10 protein-coding genes are annotated in these 15825 nt (G+C 70.5%); 6 read left to right on the forward strand and 4 right to left on the reverse strand.

Going from position 1 to position 15825, the window contains the following annotated elements; translation table 11 throughout:
• The first annotated feature begins 147 nt into the window (after nucleotides 1–147).
• From K4L06_RS12295 to fusA, 4 genes are all read left to right on the forward strand, one after another.
• Nucleotides 148–1590, forward strand: coding sequence for a hypothetical protein (locus K4L06_RS12295; RefSeq protein WP_221671635.1), 1443 nt, complete (start codon nucleotides 148–150; stop codon nucleotides 1588–1590).
• A gap of 3 nt (nucleotides 1591–1593) precedes the next feature.
• Nucleotides 1594–2613: a hypothetical protein gene (locus K4L06_RS12300; RefSeq protein WP_221671636.1), complete on the forward strand. Its 1020-nt coding sequence runs from the start codon at nucleotides 1594–1596 to the stop codon at nucleotides 2611–2613.
• Entirely contained in the window at nucleotides 2606–5413 is a 2808-nt protein-coding gene (locus tag K4L06_RS12305; RefSeq protein WP_221671637.1) for an AAA family ATPase, read from the forward strand. The genes K4L06_RS12300 and K4L06_RS12305 overlap by 8 nt, the downstream gene beginning before the upstream one ends.
• A 785-nt stretch (nucleotides 5414–6198) precedes the next feature.
• Nucleotides 6199–8262 carry an elongation factor G gene (gene fusA, locus K4L06_RS12310; protein WP_221671638.1) on the forward strand — a complete coding sequence of 688 codons (2064 nt, stop codon included), beginning with the start codon at nucleotides 6199–6201 and terminating at the stop codon, nucleotides 8260–8262.
• Nucleotides 8263–8319: 57 nt separating this feature from the next.
• Here the strand turns inward: fusA and K4L06_RS12315 are convergent, their stop codons facing one another.
• On the reverse strand, nucleotides 8320–9342 hold the full coding sequence (locus K4L06_RS12315; protein WP_221671639.1) for a zinc-binding alcohol dehydrogenase family protein: 1023 nt from the start codon (nucleotides 9340–9342) through the stop codon (nucleotides 8320–8322).
• A gap of 145 nt (nucleotides 9343–9487) precedes the next feature.
• The gene (locus K4L06_RS12320; RefSeq protein ID WP_221671640.1) at nucleotides 9488–10747 is read right to left on the reverse strand and encodes an SGNH/GDSL hydrolase family protein; all 1260 of its coding nucleotides are present in this window, start codon (nucleotides 10745–10747) and stop codon (nucleotides 9488–9490) included.
• A 137-nt stretch (nucleotides 10748–10884) separates the two neighbouring features.
• On the opposite strand from K4L06_RS12320, the gene K4L06_RS12325 reads away from it, so the two are divergent.
• Nucleotides 10885–11868 carry a LysR family transcriptional regulator gene (locus K4L06_RS12325; RefSeq protein WP_221671641.1) on the forward strand — a complete coding sequence of 328 codons (984 nt, stop codon included), beginning with the start codon at nucleotides 10885–10887 and terminating at the stop codon, nucleotides 11866–11868.
• 17 nt (nucleotides 11869–11885) lie between these two features.
• Here the strand turns inward: K4L06_RS12325 and K4L06_RS12330 are convergent, their stop codons facing one another.
• Nucleotides 11886–13022: an MFS transporter gene (locus tag K4L06_RS12330; protein ID WP_255595624.1), complete on the reverse strand. Its 1137-nt coding sequence runs from the start codon at nucleotides 13020–13022 to the stop codon at nucleotides 11886–11888.
• A 226-nt stretch (nucleotides 13023–13248) separates the two neighbouring features.
• Between K4L06_RS12330 and K4L06_RS12335 the strand changes: the two genes are divergently transcribed.
• The gene (locus tag K4L06_RS12335; protein ID WP_221671643.1) at nucleotides 13249–14163 is read left to right on the forward strand and encodes a LysR family transcriptional regulator; all 915 of its coding nucleotides are present in this window, start codon (nucleotides 13249–13251) and stop codon (nucleotides 14161–14163) included.
• A gap of 792 nt (nucleotides 14164–14955) precedes the next feature.
• Here the strand turns inward: K4L06_RS12335 and K4L06_RS12340 are convergent.
• Nucleotides 14956–15747 carry a class III extradiol ring-cleavage dioxygenase gene (locus K4L06_RS12340; protein ID WP_221671644.1) on the reverse strand — a complete coding sequence of 264 codons (792 nt, stop codon included), beginning with the start codon at nucleotides 15745–15747 and terminating at the stop codon, nucleotides 14956–14958.
• Between the last annotated feature and the right edge of the window lie 78 nt (nucleotides 15748–15825).

Raw genomic sequence — 15825 nt, forward strand, 5'->3', positions numbered from 1 at the left:
CGATGCCGGGAAAAGCGTCGGAATTCAAGCGCCGGCACGGGCCGCGTCGACGCCGCGCGAGGGCAGGCACCGAACGGCGCCGATTGCAACGGTTGTCACGGCCGGACCCATCGCCGAACATGCCCGACCCCTAGTCGTCCGGATTCCATGGACCCCGCCTTCGATCCCAGCCTTCAGGACTATCTGCGCGCCGACATGTCGGCGGCCGATCTGCCGGACCTGCAGCCCCTGCTGGGCGCGCGCGACCTGCTGCGCGCGTTCTCGACCCTGTTCCACGGCGGCGAAGAGTCGGTGATGGTGCGCCTGCTGGTGCTGCGGGCGATCGGCGAGCGCGGCCAGGCCCCGGACTGGAGCCCGCAGGAGCTGCGCGAGCATTTCGCCTACCTGGAGCCGATCAAGTTCGACACCGTGCTCGGCCGCCTGCGCGAAAACGGGCTGCTGCTGTGGGACGGCGAAACCCAGCGCTACCGGATCAGCCCGGTCGGCCGCCAGGCCCTGGCCTCGATCGGCCTGCTGCTGCAGTTCAACCGCGAAGGCGACGAACTGGCCTACGTCACCGCCCAGATCGCCGCCGGCCAGGCGGTGGGCCGGGTCAGCGCCGACGACCTGCAACACCTGCTGTCGCGCCTGAACGAGTTGCGCGAGGACTTCGACCAGGCCGTGCTCAGCGGTTCCGAACACCGCATCCTGCGCGCCGCCGGCACCTTGCAGCAGGCCTGGCGCTGGATCGAGAAGGGCACCGAGATCGTCGAGGAGATCGCCGCCGACCAGGACCTGGACAGCGTCACCCACCGCGTCGCCCAGCAGATCGGCCGCGCCCAGAGCGCGATGCTGCGCCAGGCCTCGGTGTTCCAGCGCGCGCTGAGCCAGCTCGACCGGCACCGCGTGCACCTGGGCGCCAGCGGCCTTTCTTCTTCCGACGTCAACCGCTTCCTGCGCGAACTCGACATCGACGCGCTCGCCGCCTTGTCCGAGGACGTGCTCGCGCGCACCGCGATCCCGGCCTTCGTGCTGGCGCCGATCGCGCTGGACGTGGCCGAGTACGAACTGGTCGAACGCGAGCGCGAGGCGCGCGAGGACCAGTCGCTGCCGCCGGCGCAGGCCGCGCCCAACGCCGACGGTTCGCCCGCCGCGGCCACCGATTTCCAGTACGCCGAACGCTGGCTGGACGAACTGGCCGCCCTGGCCGTCGACGCAGCCGGCCTGTCCGAACTGGTGCCGCAGGACAGCTTCTCGATCAGCGCTTATCGCCTGTCGCTGTTGGGCCTGATCGGCGACCCGGGCGCGGAGAACCGCGAAGGCGTCAGTGCGCAGATGGCGCGTCTGCCGCTGGCGTGGAAGGTCGACACCGAATTCGAAACCGTCGGCCGCGCCGGCGTCGCCTACATGAGCCGCGGCCGCCTGGAAACCCTGAGCGAAGAACAACTGCGCCAACAGCGCAGCGCGCGCCGGCGCGCGCCCAAGCCCGAGCAGGACGAGGGCGAGCCCGTTGCGTCCCAGCGCGCCAAGCCCGGACCCAAGAACAAGACCGCCTCCGCGGACGCGCCGGCCAAGCCGCGCCGCGCCAAGCCGGCCAAGGACACCGCTTAAACGATGAACGACCCCATCGCTTCTTTGATCGCGCGCCTGCTGGCCGAGCGCTGGCTGCCGCGCGACGACGCCTCGGTGCGCGAACTGCTGACCGACGCCGAACTGCGCAACGACCTGGACCGGCGCCTGGCCGCCGCGGGCCTGCGCCTGCTCGAGCATCCCTACGCGGCCAACGTCGCGGTCGGCATCGCCCGGCCGCAGGAATCGGCCGCGTTCGGCAGCGCCAAGGCCTGGTCGGCGACCAACCTGCAACTGGACCGCGACGCGATCGCCCTGCTGGTGGTGCTGTGGGCGCTGCTGGTGCTGCCCAAGCGCCAACGCCAGATCGCGCGCCAGCAGGCCGACCGCGACCAGGACCAGGAGCAGATGTTCGCCGAGCTCAAGCCGATTCCGGTCGGCGCCGAAGTGGTCGAGCCGATCAACGAGCGCACCCTGCTCGCCGACTTCGGCGAGAAGCTCGGCGGCAAGACCCGGATCCAGTTCAACCTGGGTTCGCTGGCGCGGCAGGGCTTCATCACCCGGCGCAAAGAGCGCATCCATGAGGGGCCGCTGCTGGACCTGGCCTTCGATTACGAACGCATCGCCGGCCGGGTCATGGACGGCGCGCTGTCGTTCGTGGTGACCGAGGCGCGCCAGCACGCGAACGAACAGGCGCTGCTCGACGCGGCCGCGGGCCTCGACGGCGACGCCGAGGACGAGGCCGCCGCCGCGGCGATCCGGGTCGGCGCCTACGTCGGCGACGAGGACGCCGCGTTCGCAGCGCTGGCCGCGACGACCGCGGCCGCCGAGACCGATGCTGCGCTGGAGCGGGCGGCGGATGCGGCGGCCGAAGACGAAACCGAGACCGAAGCCGGCGCCGATCCCGACGGCGCGGCCGGCGCCGTAGCGTCCGACGCCGCCGCCGCAGCCGAATCCCCGGCGACGACGGACGCAGGCGGCGAAGCCCCAGACGACGGCGACGCCCATCCGGCGTCCGCCGGCACCGACATGAAGCACGACCAGGAGGCCGCGGCCGATGTTTGAGTTCCGCTCGCTCGAAGTCGTGCACTGGGACTACTGGCAGCGCTTCCAACTGCCGCTGGACGCGTCCATCGTCACCGTGGTCGGGCCGAACGGCTCCGGCAAGACCACCTTGCTCGACGCCCTGCGCACCCTGCTGGCGATCGAGGACCGCGACACCGCGCGCGACTACAAGACCTATCTGCGCCACAACGGCAAGCCCTATGCCTGGTTGCGCGCGGTGGTCAGCAACCGCCCCGACCGGCGCGGCGGCCGGCCGTTCTTTCCGATCAAGGACGAACTGGTCACCCTGGCCTGCCGGGTGCGCAAGCGCGGCGGCGACTGGAGCCGCGACTACCAGATCGTCGGCGGCGACGTGGCGGTGGAAACCCTGGAGCAGGGTGGCGAATGGCTCGGCGTGCGCGACTACCGCGTGCGCCTGGCCGGCGCCGGCCTGACCCGCGCGATCTGCCGGGTGCTGACCCTGGAGCAGGGCGCCACCGACAAGCTCTGCCAGTACTCGCCGCGCGAACTGCTGCAGCTGATCTTCGACGTGTTCGAGGACAAGGCGGTGCTGGACGACTATCAGCGCGCGCGCACCGAGCAGTTCGACGTCGAGAAGGAACTGCAGCAGCTCGGCCAGGACCTGGCCGGCCTGCATCTGCGCCTGGAATCGGCCAAGGCCGACGTGCGCTCGTTCGAGGAATACAACGCCCTGCGCAACCAGCGCCAGCGCCTGGAAACCGAAGTCGCGCCGAAGGTCGAACTGGGCGAGCAGCGCGCGGTCATCGACGGCGCCAAGCCGCGCCTGACCGGCCTGCGCCGCGCGCTGCGCGAGCGCGAGCGCGCGCTGGACGAGATGCAGGCGCAGGACGGCATCGCCTCGCAAGGGCGCGACGTGCTGCAGGAAGCGATGCGCGAGGCGCGGCGCCAGGTCGGCGCCAGCGAGCAGGCCTTCACCCAGGCCCGCGACGCCGCGCGCGACGCCGAGATGCTGGTCAAGCGCCGCGACGAGTTGGCCAGGCTGCAGGCCCAGCGCGGCGCGCTCGACATCGACGCGCTCAGCGCCGGCGTCGAGAGCGGACGCCGCCGCCAGGCCGAGCTCAAGCTCGAGGCCGAGCGCGACCGCAAGCGCGCCGGCGAAATCTCCGCCCAGCTCGCCGCGCTCAGCGGCGGCGGCCGCATCGTCGAGCCGTTCGAACGCGACTTCCGCGCTGCGCTGGAACGCGCTGACATCGACCACCGGGTGCTGACCGAACTGGTCGAGATCGCCGACCCGCAATGGTCGGTGGCGGTGGAAGCGGTGCTGGCGCCGTATCGGCATCTGCTGGTGCTGGAAAACCCGAAAGACGCGCGCGAAGCCTGGAAGCTCGGCGAAAGCCTGCAGTACCGGCATTTCATCGTCGCCGAGCGGGCGCCGGTGCCCAAGCCCAGCGCCGGTTCGCTGCTGGAAGTGGTGCGTTTCTCGGCCGATCCGCCGGCCTGGCTGCCGCGCCAGCTCGACCGCATCCGCCGGGTCACCGACATCGAGCACGGCTCGCGCCTGCCGGCCTCGCAGGACTGGATCACCCAGAAGGGCTACCTGCGCGAAAGCCGCGGCGGCCGCCACATCGGCGGCAACCAGCAGCACTTCGGCAGCGGCGCGCGCCAGTCGCAGCTGGCCGAACTGCGCGCCGAACAGACCGTCATCGCCCAGCGCGCGCAGGCGCGCGAGGCCGAGCTGCAGGAACTCAACCAGCGCGTCGATGCCGACCAGTCGCGCCTGCTCGGCCTGGACGCGACCCAGGAGCTGGTGACCCGCGCGGCCGAATTCGCCGACGCCCAGGAACGCCTGCCGGGCTTGGCCGAAGCCGCCGCCGAAGCCGCTGCCGCCCTCGCCCAGGCGCGCGCGCAGATCGATGCGGCCGGCGAGCAGGACAAGGCCGAAGGCATCGCCGCGGCCAAGCGCCAGGGCCAGATCGACGCCCTGGCGCGCGAGCTGCGCGAGCGCGCGCAACAGATCAACGGCGAGCGCCAGAGTCTGATCCAGCGCATCGTCGACTACCGGCGCAAGCGCGGCCTGATGCCCAGCGACTGGCGCAGTGCGGCGGCGCTGGCCGCGGCGCGCGAGGAGTACGAAAGCGCTTCGGCAGTGCGGCGCGAGCTCGACCGCATCGACGACCGCCTGACCCGCGGCGGCTTCGTCGTCGACGAGTCCTGCGTGCCCTTGCGCGACAAGATCGGCGCCGACCACGACGAACTGGCCAGCTCGATCATGCGCCGCGAGGCGCACCTGGAGCGGGCCAAGCGCCTGACCGAGGAAGCGCGCGGCGCCTACATCAACGTGCTGCGCGCGACCGTGCGCCGCTACAAGAAGAACCTGGTCGCGCTGGGCGAACTGGCCGGCATCGGCGTCGACGCCGACATGCCGGAGCTGGCCAACAACGACGTCGCCCTGGCCCAGGCCGGCTTGTCGGTGCGCTTCGATTTCGACCGCAAGGGCTGGATCGGCCTCGACGACGGCGAGGCCTCCGGCGGCCAGCAGGTGATGAAGTCGCTGCTGCTGCTGGTCGCGCTGCTGCGCGACGAAGACCAGCCGGGCGGCTTCGTGTTCATCGACGAGCCCTTCGCCCACCTGGACGTGTTCAACATCGAAAAGGTCGGCCGCTTCCTGCGCGCCACCGACGCCCAGTACATCCTGACCACGCCGATCACCCACAACCTCAACGTGTTCGATCCCTCCGACCTGGTGCTGACCACCAGCAAGCGCCGCGGCGGCAACGCCTGGGCCGAGCCGGTCGCGGTGCTCAAGCGCCAGATCGAGACCGCCGGCAAGGCGGCCTGAGCGGGACGGTCCCGGCAAGGCGGCTTGGCGGTCGCCGCGCCCATCGCGGCTTTGCCATCGCCGTTCCCCACTTTGAAAAAGGGGGGCAGGGGGGATTTGCTTTTTGCTTCTGTCGCCGCAACAGCAACAGCAAATCCCCCGCGCTCCGCATGCCACTCAGCAGCGAAGCCCACGCCGGGCGCTGGCCCCTTTTTCAAAGGGGGCAACGGTTAGCGCGCCATCGTTCGCGCCGCCGTGGGTTGAGCCGCGGTCCCCATTCCGTTCCCTGCCGTTGCTGTTCCCCCCTTTGAAAAAGGGGGGGAGGGGGGATTTGCTTTTCGCCCAAGCGCTGACACGCCGCCCTCTCAAGCCTGGAACGATAAATCCCATCGCCCACACCAGCGCAACGCTTGACTCGCGCAGCGCCGGCCCTACTCTATGCACACGCAACAACCACCTCTTCTTTCAGGCCACTCCGTCATGCAGCGCTTCCCGCTCCTGATATCGCTGAACGCCCTGCGCGCGAGCGCGGGCCGGGTGCGCCTGCCTCCTGCAGTCTTCGCTTCGCGGCCGAACTGACCCGCGTCGTGCGAAGCCGCAGAGAACAAAGCACCCGCAAGGGTGCTTTTTTATTGCCCGCAATTCCCGAGCCACCGGCGATCGCCGGCCTCCCATCACCGCAGTCACCGGAACCCAAGGAGAACGTGTCGTGAATACCACGGACGAAACCCAAGCCTAGCCGCGCGTCCCGTCGCCAACCGGGGCGCGCGGCGACCCATGCGTTGGCCACGAATGCGAACACTCTTATGAACACCCCGCTCTTCAGCAACACCTCCGTCAGCCGCTGGCGCAACCTCGGCATCATCGCCCACGTCGACGCGGGCAAAACCACGCTCACCGAACGTCTGCTGTGGAAAACCGGCGCGATCCATCGCACCGGCGAAGTCCACGACGGCGCCGCCACCACCGATTTCGACCCGATCGAACGCCGCCGCGGCATCACCATCGGCGCCGCCGCCGTGCAGGCGCGCTGGACGCCGCACGACGGCGACGAACATCGCCTGACCGTCATCGACACGCCCGGCCATATCGACTTCGCGATCGAAGTCGAACGTTCGTTGCGCGTGCTCGACGGTGCGGTCGCGGTGTTCAGCGGTGTCGACGGCGTGCAACCGCAATCGGAAACCGTGTGGCGCCAGGCGCGCCGCCACGGCGTGCCGTTGATCGCCTTCGTCAACAAGATGGACCGCGTCGGCGCTTCGCTCGAGCGGACCCTCGCGCAGATGCGCGAGAAGCTCGACGCGGTGCCGTGGGCGCTGGGCGAAACCGTGGGCGCGGAATCCGAGCTCAGCGGCTGGATCGACTACGTCGCACGCGAACACCTGTCCTGGGACGAGCGCGGCATGTTGTCGCGGCGCGCCTGGACCGAGGCGGAAACGCAGGCCTTCGAGCCGGCGCGCCAGCGCCTGGTCGAAGCCGTCGCAGATCACGACGATGCGCTCGCCGAAGCGTTCCTGGACGGCAGCGCCATCGACGTCGCCCTGCTGAAGGCGGCGCTGCGCCGGGCCACGCTGGCCGGCGCCGGCACGCCGGTACTGGCCGGTTCCGCGTTCAAGAACAAGGGCGTGGAAGCGCTGCTCGACGCCATCGTCGACTATCTGCCGTCGCCGCTGGAGCGTCCGCCGGTGCGTGCGCAAAGCGAGCACGGCGAGGTCGCACTGGCGGCCGATGCCGACGGCCCGCTGGCCGGCTTGGTGTTCAAGATCGTGCACCACGAACACGGTGCGCTGAGCTTCGTGCGCCTGTACTCGGGCACGCTGCGGGTCGGCGACACGGTGTGGGCGTCGCGGCGCGAAAAGGCGTTGCGCGTGGGCCGGCTGCAAGTCGTGCAGGCCGATCGCGGTCAGGACGTGGACGTGGCCTACGCCGGCGAGATCGTCGCGATCGCGGGCTGGAAAGACGCGGTCAGCGGCGAGACGCTCAGCGATGCCGGCCGGCGTCTGGCGCTGGACAGCATCCAGGCCCAGCCGGCGGTGTTGTCGTGGCGATTGACCGCGGGCAAGTCCAGCGACCTGATCCGCCTCGGCCAGGGCCTGGCCAGCCTGGCCCAGCAGGATCCGTCGTTCCGCGTCGGCACCGATGCGGATACCGGCGAAACCCTGGTCTGGGGCATGGGCGAGCTGCACCTGGAGGTGATGGTCGACCGTTTGCGCGAGTTGTGGAACGTCGAGGTGCGCACCGGTTCGCCGCGCGTGGCCTATCAGGAAACGCCGAGCCGCGCGGTGCGCGGCGTGGAGGGCAAGCAGGCCAAGCAGAACGGCGGCATCGGCCAGTTCGCGCGGGTGATCGTCGATGTGGCGCCGCGCGACGACGGCCAGTTCGAGTTCGTCGACCGCACCGTCGGCGGCGTGGTTCCGCGCAACTTCGTCGCCGCGACCGAAAAGGGCCTGCGGGCGGCGCTGGCCGAGGGGCCGCAAGGCTTCCCGGTGGTGGGGCTGAGCGTGACCCTGGTCGACGGCGAGACGCACGCCAAGGACTCCTCGGAGTTGGCGTTCCAGATCGCCGCCGCGGCGGCGCTGAAGGCGGCGCTGGCGCAAGCCGGCACGACCTTGCTCGAACCGGTGATGGCCTTGGTGGTGGATACGCCCGCGGCCAACGTCGGCGACGTGGTCGGCGATGTGCAGCGGCGTTCCGGCCGCATCTTGTCGATTGAGGACAAGGGCGGCCGTAGCGACGTGACCGCACGCGCGCCGCTGGCGCAGTTGTCGGGCTACACGACGGCGCTGCGTTCGTTGACCCAGGGCCGCGCATCGGCGTCGATGGTGTTCGATGGCTACGAAGTCGCGCGCGGTCTGCCCAAGGCCGCATAGGCGCGGGTCAACAAGGGGCCGGTTCGCCGGCCCCTCTTTGCGCATGGTAGAGCCGGCTTACCAGCCGGCCAGCACCAGCTTGCCGATGGTGGCGCCCGATTCCAGCCGGCGGTGCGCTTCGCGCAGGTTCTCGGCGTTGATCGCGCCCAGGGTTTCGCCGTGGCTGCCGCGCAGCTCGCCGGCGTCGATCAGGTCGGCGACGCGGTCGAGCAGGCGGCCTTGTTCGATCAGGTCGGCGGTGCCGAAGCGCGGCCGGGCGAACATCATTTCCCAGTGGATGCCGATGCACTTGGCCTTGTACGGGTCGCCGATGTGCAGCGGCCCGGTCGGCTCGACGATCAGGCCGACGTGGCCCTGCGGCGCCAGCAACTGGCCCAGTTCGGTCCAGTAGCGATCGGTGTCGGCCAGATTCAGCGCCGCGTCGATCTGCTCGTAGCCCAGCGCCTGCAGCTGCGGCGCCAGCGGCTGCGAGTGATCGATCACGTGGTCGGCGCCGTAGCGCTTGCACCATTCGATGCTGGCCGCGCGCGAGGCGGTGGCGATTACCTCGAAGCCGGCGCGCTTGGCCAACTGGATCGCGATCGTGCCGACGCCGCCAGCGCCGCCGACGATCAGCAGGCGGCGGCCGCGGCCGCCGTGCTCGCTGTCGTAGGGCATGCGCTGGAACAGCAGTTCCCAGGCGGTGATCGCGGTCAACGGCAAGGCCGCCGCTTCGGCCGCGCTCAGCGTGGTCGGCGCGCGGCCGACGATGCGCTCGTCGACCAGCTGCCATTCGCTATTGCTGCCGGGACGGCCGATGTCGCCGGCGTAATAGACCCGGTCGCCGACCTTGAATCGGCTCACCGCTGCGCCGACCGCTTCGACCGTGCCGGCGGCGTCGTAGCCGAGCACGCGCGGTTCGGCCAGCACCTCGGTCGCCGGTTTGGAGCGGCGCACCTTGGTGTCGACCGGATTGACCGAGACCGCTTCGACCCGCACCAGCAGGTCGTGGCCGGCGGCGACCGGCGTGGGCAGGTCGAATTCGAGCAGGGACTGCGGATCGTCGATCGGCAGGTGGCGGATCAGGGCTACGGCTTTCATTGCGGACTCCGAGGGGAGGGGAGGAGAACCGGCATCGAGGGCATCGATGCCGGATTGTGGATCAAGCGCAGGTTCGTCGTTGTCGAGCTGCGGGTCGCCAAGCCGCTCCGTCGCCAGGCCGCACTGCCGCCGAGCCGCGTCGGCGTCAGCGCGGTCCGAACAGCAGCGGCTCGTCGAGCGCGGCGGCCATGGCGCGGTAGCCGGCGTCGCCGGGATGCAGGCGGTCGCCGGAGTCGTAGACCGGCAGGAACTGGGTCGGACGCTGCGGGTCGCGGACGATCGCGTCGAAATCGACCACCGCATCGAACTCGCCGCTGTCGCGGATCCAGGCGTTGACCGTCTGCCGCACCCGTTCCTTGGCCGGGCTGTAGTAATCGTGGATCGGCGTGCCGGGCAGGGCGCCTTCGAACGGGGTCAGGGTGGCGCCGACGATCCGCACCGACTGCAGCCGGGCCCGAGCGATCAACTGGCGATAGCCGTCGATCAGGCGTTGCGCGTCGACCGCCTCGCGCGCCGGTTCGAAGCTGCTGCCGGGCCAGGCGATGTCGTTGATGCCCATCAGCAGCACCACCGTATCCGGGCGTTGGCTGAGCACGTCGCGCTCGAACCGGGCCAGCGCGCTGACCCCCATGCCGTCGCTGAGCACGCGCGCGCCGGAGATGCCGGCGTTGAGCACGGCGACGCCGCGCGGCGCCAGGCGCTGGGCGAGGAAGTCGGGCCAACGCTGGTAACGGTTCGGGGTGGACGCGGCGCCGTCGGTGATCGAGTCGCCGAACGCGACCACGCGCCGCACCGGCTGCGCGGCTTCGACATAGACGCCGCTGAGGAAAGGGCGGGTCTGCAGCACATCGCCGCCGTCCAGCCGGGCTTGGGCGGTGCGGTCGCCGGCGACCAGGAACGCATCCTGGCGCCCTTCCCAATGGAAGCTGCGCAAAGCGGTGTCCTGCGGCAGGTACAGGCTGACCGCGACTTCGGCGAGCGCGGCGAGTTTCAGCTCGACCGGGTCGCTGAGCACCGGCGCGCCCGGCAGCAGGGTGACTTCGCGCCGGCCGCCGAAGGTCAGCACCCGATCGCTGCCCGGTTCGATCCGCGAGCCGCCGGCGCTGCGGGCGATGCGCGCCGCGCCGATGGTCACCGGCGCATCGCCGTAGGCGTTGGACAGGGCGATCCGGACTCGGCCGCCGCCGACGCTGACCCGCGCCACCTGGCGCAGGGTCTGGTCGTGCAGGCGCGCCGGGGCGCCGTTGGGCAGGACGAAATCGGCGCCCCAGGTGGCCTGGGGGCTGGCGATCCAGCTGCCGACCCAGTGCGGCGCGGCTTGGCTGTCGGCGGCCCGGACCGGCGTGGCCAGGCCCAGGGCGAGCGCCGCGGCGGCGAGGGGAGAGAGCAGGCGGGAAAGATTCATGAGCGGAGTCCGCAATGGGGTCGGGGAGTCGACGCCGGCCACGTTAGGTTCTTCCGGAATTCGCCAGTAGCGGGCAAGATCGCATAGGGCTCATTCCATTTCGGAATGGGCACGGCCCGGAGTCGCCCGCACCGCCCATGGACACGCTTCGCGGCTTGCAGACCTTCGTGCGCGCGGTCGAACTCGGCAGCCTGTCGGCGGTCGCGCGCGAACTCGGCACCACCCAGCCCACGGTCAGCAAGACCGTGGCCGCGCTGGAGCAGGAACTCGGTGTGCGCCTGCTGCAACGCAGCACCACCCATCTGGCGCCGACCGAGCAAGGCCGGCGTTTCTACGAGCGCGCGCGGCGGGTGCTGGAGGAATACGGCGAAGCGGTGGCCGATGCGCGCGGGCTCAGCGAAACGCCGGCCGGGCTGTTGCGCGTGGCCGCGCCGGTCAGCGTCGGCGTGCTGCGCCTCAACCGGCTGGTGCAGGAATTCCTGGCCCTGCATCCGCAGGTCGAGGTCGAACTGATCCTCAACGACCGCTACGTCGATCTGGTCGAAGAGGGCATGGACCTGGCCCTGCGCATCGGCGCCAACCTGCCGCCGAACGCGGTCGCGCGTCGCGTCGCGATATCGCCGCGCGGGCTGGTCGCTTCGCGCGAGTATCTGGCCCGGCATGCGCCGATCCTGAGCCCCGGCGACACCGCCGCGCACGATTACCTGCGCTTCGCCTGGGCCGGGGACACTTACACCTTGCACGGCCCCGGCGGCGAGACCGCGGTATTGCGCGGCGACGGCCGTTATCGGATCAACAATTCGCTGGGCATCCGCGAAAGCTTCCTGCTCGGCAGCGGCATCGGCCTGGCGCCGGCCTGGCTGGTGCAGGACCTGGTCGACGAAGGACGCTTGCAGTGGATCCTGCCGCAGTGGCGGGCGTCGGCGCATGAGTTGTATCTGCTGTATCCGGCCCGCCGCTACCTGCCGGTGCGCACGCGGGCCTTGCTGGAATTCCTGAGCGAACGCCTGCCGCTACTGCCCGGACTGGAACCGCCTGGCCTGGAACTGTCTGGTTTGGAACTGTCTGGTTTGGAGCCGCCCGGCCTGGAACTGCCTGGCTCGGAGCCGCCGCCGGGCTGAGCGCTGGCGCATTCGGCTCAACTTGCGACGCAGGTAGCCGCATCGGCGGGCACGCTGGCTTCGCGCCGACGCGGCCGCGCATCCAGGCGCGCGGCCCACAGCGCCAGGACCAGGCCCGACACGGTCACCAGCGCCGCGACCCAGGTCACCGCGCCCAGGCCGGGGCCGTGTTCGATCACCGCGCCGCCGAGCCAGGCGCCGAGCGCGTTGCCGAGATTGAACGCGCCGATGTTGAGGCTGGACGCCAGGTTCTGTCCGGCCGGGTCGGTCTTCTGCAGCACCCACAGCTGCAGAGGCGGCACGGTCGCGAACGCGGCCACGCCGAGCAGGCCGACGAAGGCGATCGCGGCGATCTGATGATGCAGGGCGAAGGTCATGATCCCGAGCACCGCGGCCAGGGCGACCAGGGTGCCGATCAGCGCCGGCGCCAGGCGCCTGTCGGCGAAGCGGCCGCCGATCAGATTGCCGAGGATCATGCCGCCGCCGAACACCAGCAGGATCGGCGACACCGCGGCCTCGCCGAAGCCGCTGATCCGGGTCAGGATCGGCTGGATGAAGGTGTACACGGTGAACACGCCGGCGAAGCCGAGCACGGTCATCGCCAGGCCGAGCAGCACCTGCGGATGCAGCACCGCCTTCACTTCGCGACGCAGCGCCACCGGCTCGGGCTTGCTGCGGTCGGCCGGCACCAGGGTGGCGATCACCACGGTCGCGATCACGCCGATGACGGCCACCGCCCAGAAGGTCGAGCGCCAGCCGAACTGCAGGCCGAGCCAGGCGCCGGCGGGCACGCCGAGCAGGGTCGCGACGGTCAGGCCGGTGAACATGATCGAGATCGCCGAGGCCTTCTTGTCGGCCGGCACCAGGCCGGTGGCGACCACCGCGCCGACGCCGAAGAAGGTGCCGTGGGCGAGCGAGGTGATGACCCGCGCGATCATCAGCACGGTGTAGTTGGGCGCGATCGCGCAGACGATGTTGCCGAGGGTGAAGATCAGCATCAGCGCGACCAGCACCGCCTTGCGCGGCATGCGTCCGGTGGCGACGGTCAGCACCGGTGCGCCGACGAACACGCCCAGCGCATAGCCGGAGATCAGCAGCCCGGCCGCGGCCAGGCCGACCTGCAGGTCGGCGGCGACCTGCAGCAGCAGGCCCATGATCACGAATTCGGTGGTGCCGATGCCGAACGCGCCCACGGTCAGGGCGTACAGGGCGATCGGCAGGCGCCCGCCGGCGGCGTTGGCCGGGGCGGCGGGCGAGGGAGCGGGGGCGGCGTGCATGGGGCGCATCCGGAAGGGGCGATGCGCGGCAGTCTGGGCGCTTGCATCTTGTGGAAAAACCGCCAGGATGACGAATCACTATCAACGAATTATTGAAAGCGGAATGGACCGCATCGCCGACCTGCAGCTGTTCCTGCGCGTGCTCGACCTGGGCTCGATCAGCGCCGCCGCGCGCAGCCTGGACCTGTCGGTCGCGGTCGCCAGCCAGCGCCTGAAGCGGCTGGAGCGCGAACTCGGCGTGCGCCTGCTGCACCGGACCACCCGCCAGTTGCACGCCACCGCCGAAGGCCTGGCCCTGGCCGAGCGCGGCCGCGGCCTGGTCGAGGAACTGGAGGCGCTGACCGCCGACCTGCGCCGCGCCGGCAGCGAGCCGGCCGGGCTGTTGCGGGTCACCACCTCGGCCGCGTTCGGGCGCATGTACCTGTCGCCGTTGCTGGCCGAGTTCCAGCGCCGCTATCCGGCGGTGCGGCTGAGCGTGAACCTGACCGACCAGAACCTGGACCTGATCGCCGCCGGCATGGACCTGGCGATCCGGATCGGCCCGCTCGACGATTCCAGCCTGGTCGCGCGCAAGCTGGCCGACAACCGGCGCGTGCTGGCGGCCGCGCCCGAGTACCTGCGCCGGCACGGCGCGCCGCGCACGCCGCAGGATCTGATCGGGCACGAGTGCCTCGTGCTGGTGGGCGGGCAGGGGCGGATGGAGGACTGGCGCTTGCTCGACGCGGACGGCGTCGCGACCACGGTGCGGGTCAACGGCCGGATCGAGAGCAACTTCGGCGAAGTGCTGCGCGACGCCGCGGCGGCGGGCTTGGGCATCGCCCATTTCTCGGTCTGGCACGTGCACGAGGACTTGCGCAGCGGGCGCCTGGTGCAGGTGCTGCCGGACTACCGGCTGCCGGACACGGCGATCAGCGCGGTGATGCCGCAGCGCCGGTTCGTGCCGTTGCGGGTGCGCGCTTTCATCGACTTCGTCGCCGAGTCGTTCGGCGAGGTGCCGCCGTGGGAGCGCGGTGGCTAGCGCCGCACGCCTTCGTAGGAGCGGCGCCCCACAGGGATTTCCTTCGGTCACAAGCCGCGATCGCGCTCTCGCCCGTTCGCCGCGTCTTTGTCCTAGACCCCCTGTAGGAGCGGCGTAAGCCGCGACCGCGCTGCTGCGGTCTCGCGGCGTCTGTATTCGAAGGCTTCAAAAGCTCCAAAGGCCAAAGCTTCCGTCCGCAAGCGGCCGGGTCACTTTCTTTGTCCAAGGCGACAAAGTCCCACGGGATTTCCTTCGGTCAAAAGTAACCAAAGAAAACGCCATAACTGTTTCGAATCAAAAGCCACTATGGGACGAGGCCTGCGCGGGGCTGCTCCGCACAGGCCATCCCTGGCCTGGCTGCGCACGGGCCGCATCCCTGCGGGCCGCCCTTCGGGGCTGCAGGGTGTTCTCGCGAGTTCGGTCCCGCGCCAAGCTTATTACGACAACGACAACGACAACGACAACGACAACGACAACGGCAACGGCAACGACAACGGCAACGACAACGGCAAACGCTGCGTCGCAGTTGTTGGGGTAGGAGCGGCGTCCCAAGGGGATTTCCTTCGGTCACAAGCCACGACCACCATGCGTCGACCTTGCGGCGATACCTTGTAGGAGTGGCGTAAGCCGCGACCACACGACGCGCAGGAAAACCACCGCCGTCGGAATGGATCGAAACCGTGTTCCGTGGCTTTCGAATCGCCACGTCGTCGACGGGCTGTCGCGCTCGCGGCCTGTGACCGAAGCCAATCCCCGTAGAACGCTACTCCCACCCCCGCCGCCGCTAGGCCCTCAATCGAACGCGAACGCGTCCAACGCCAGCGAACCCATTTCGTGCGAGCGGTGCAGGCCGCGCGCGGTCGGCGCTTCGCCGGCGGCGCCGAGGGCGACGAACAGCGGCATCAGGTGTTCGACCGTGGGATGGGCGCGATGCGCATGCGGCGCCTGCGCCTGCCAGTCGAGCAGGGCGGGCAGGTCGTGAGCGGCCAGGCGCCGGCGCATCCAGTCGGCGAACTCGGCCGCCCAGGGCGGCATCGGCGCGTCGCGGTCGGCCCAGTCCAGGTCGCCGAGGTTGTGCACGAAGCCGCCGGAGCCGATCACCAGCACGCCCTCGTCGCGCAACGACGCCAGGGCCTGGCCGACCGCGTAGTGGCGCTGCGCGTCGCCGTGCGGCATCACCGACAGCGGCACCACCGGAATATCGGCCTGCGGGTACATCCGCCGCAGCGGCACCCAGACGCCGTGGTCGAGGCCGTGGTTGTCGCGCAGGCGCGCCTCCAGGCCGGCATCGGCGAGGCGGTCGCGGATCTCTTCGGCCAGCCGCGGCAGGCCGGGCGCCGGGTATTGGATCCGGTACAGCGGCTCGGGGAAGCCGCCGAAGTCGTGCACGGTATGCGGGCGCTCGTGGCCGCCGACCATCGGCCGGTCGGTCATGAAGTGGGCGGAGGCGATCACGATCGCCCGCGGCCACGGCAGTTGCTGGCCGAGGTCGTCGAGAAAACGTCCGGCGGGCGAGTCCTCCAGCGCCAGCATCGGCGAGCCGTGCGAGAGGAACAGGGTCGGCAGGCGAGTGGGGATGTCCATGCGTCCAGGGTGATCCTGCGCCGGGCGATTTCCAAGTTGGGTCGGCGCGCCTGATCGTTCCGTTCCTGTTCGCAATCA

The organism is Lysobacter sp. BMK333-48F3 (genome assembly GCF_019733395.1).
In the GTDB taxonomy this organism is placed as follows: domain Bacteria; phylum Pseudomonadota; class Gammaproteobacteria; order Xanthomonadales; family Xanthomonadaceae; genus Lysobacter.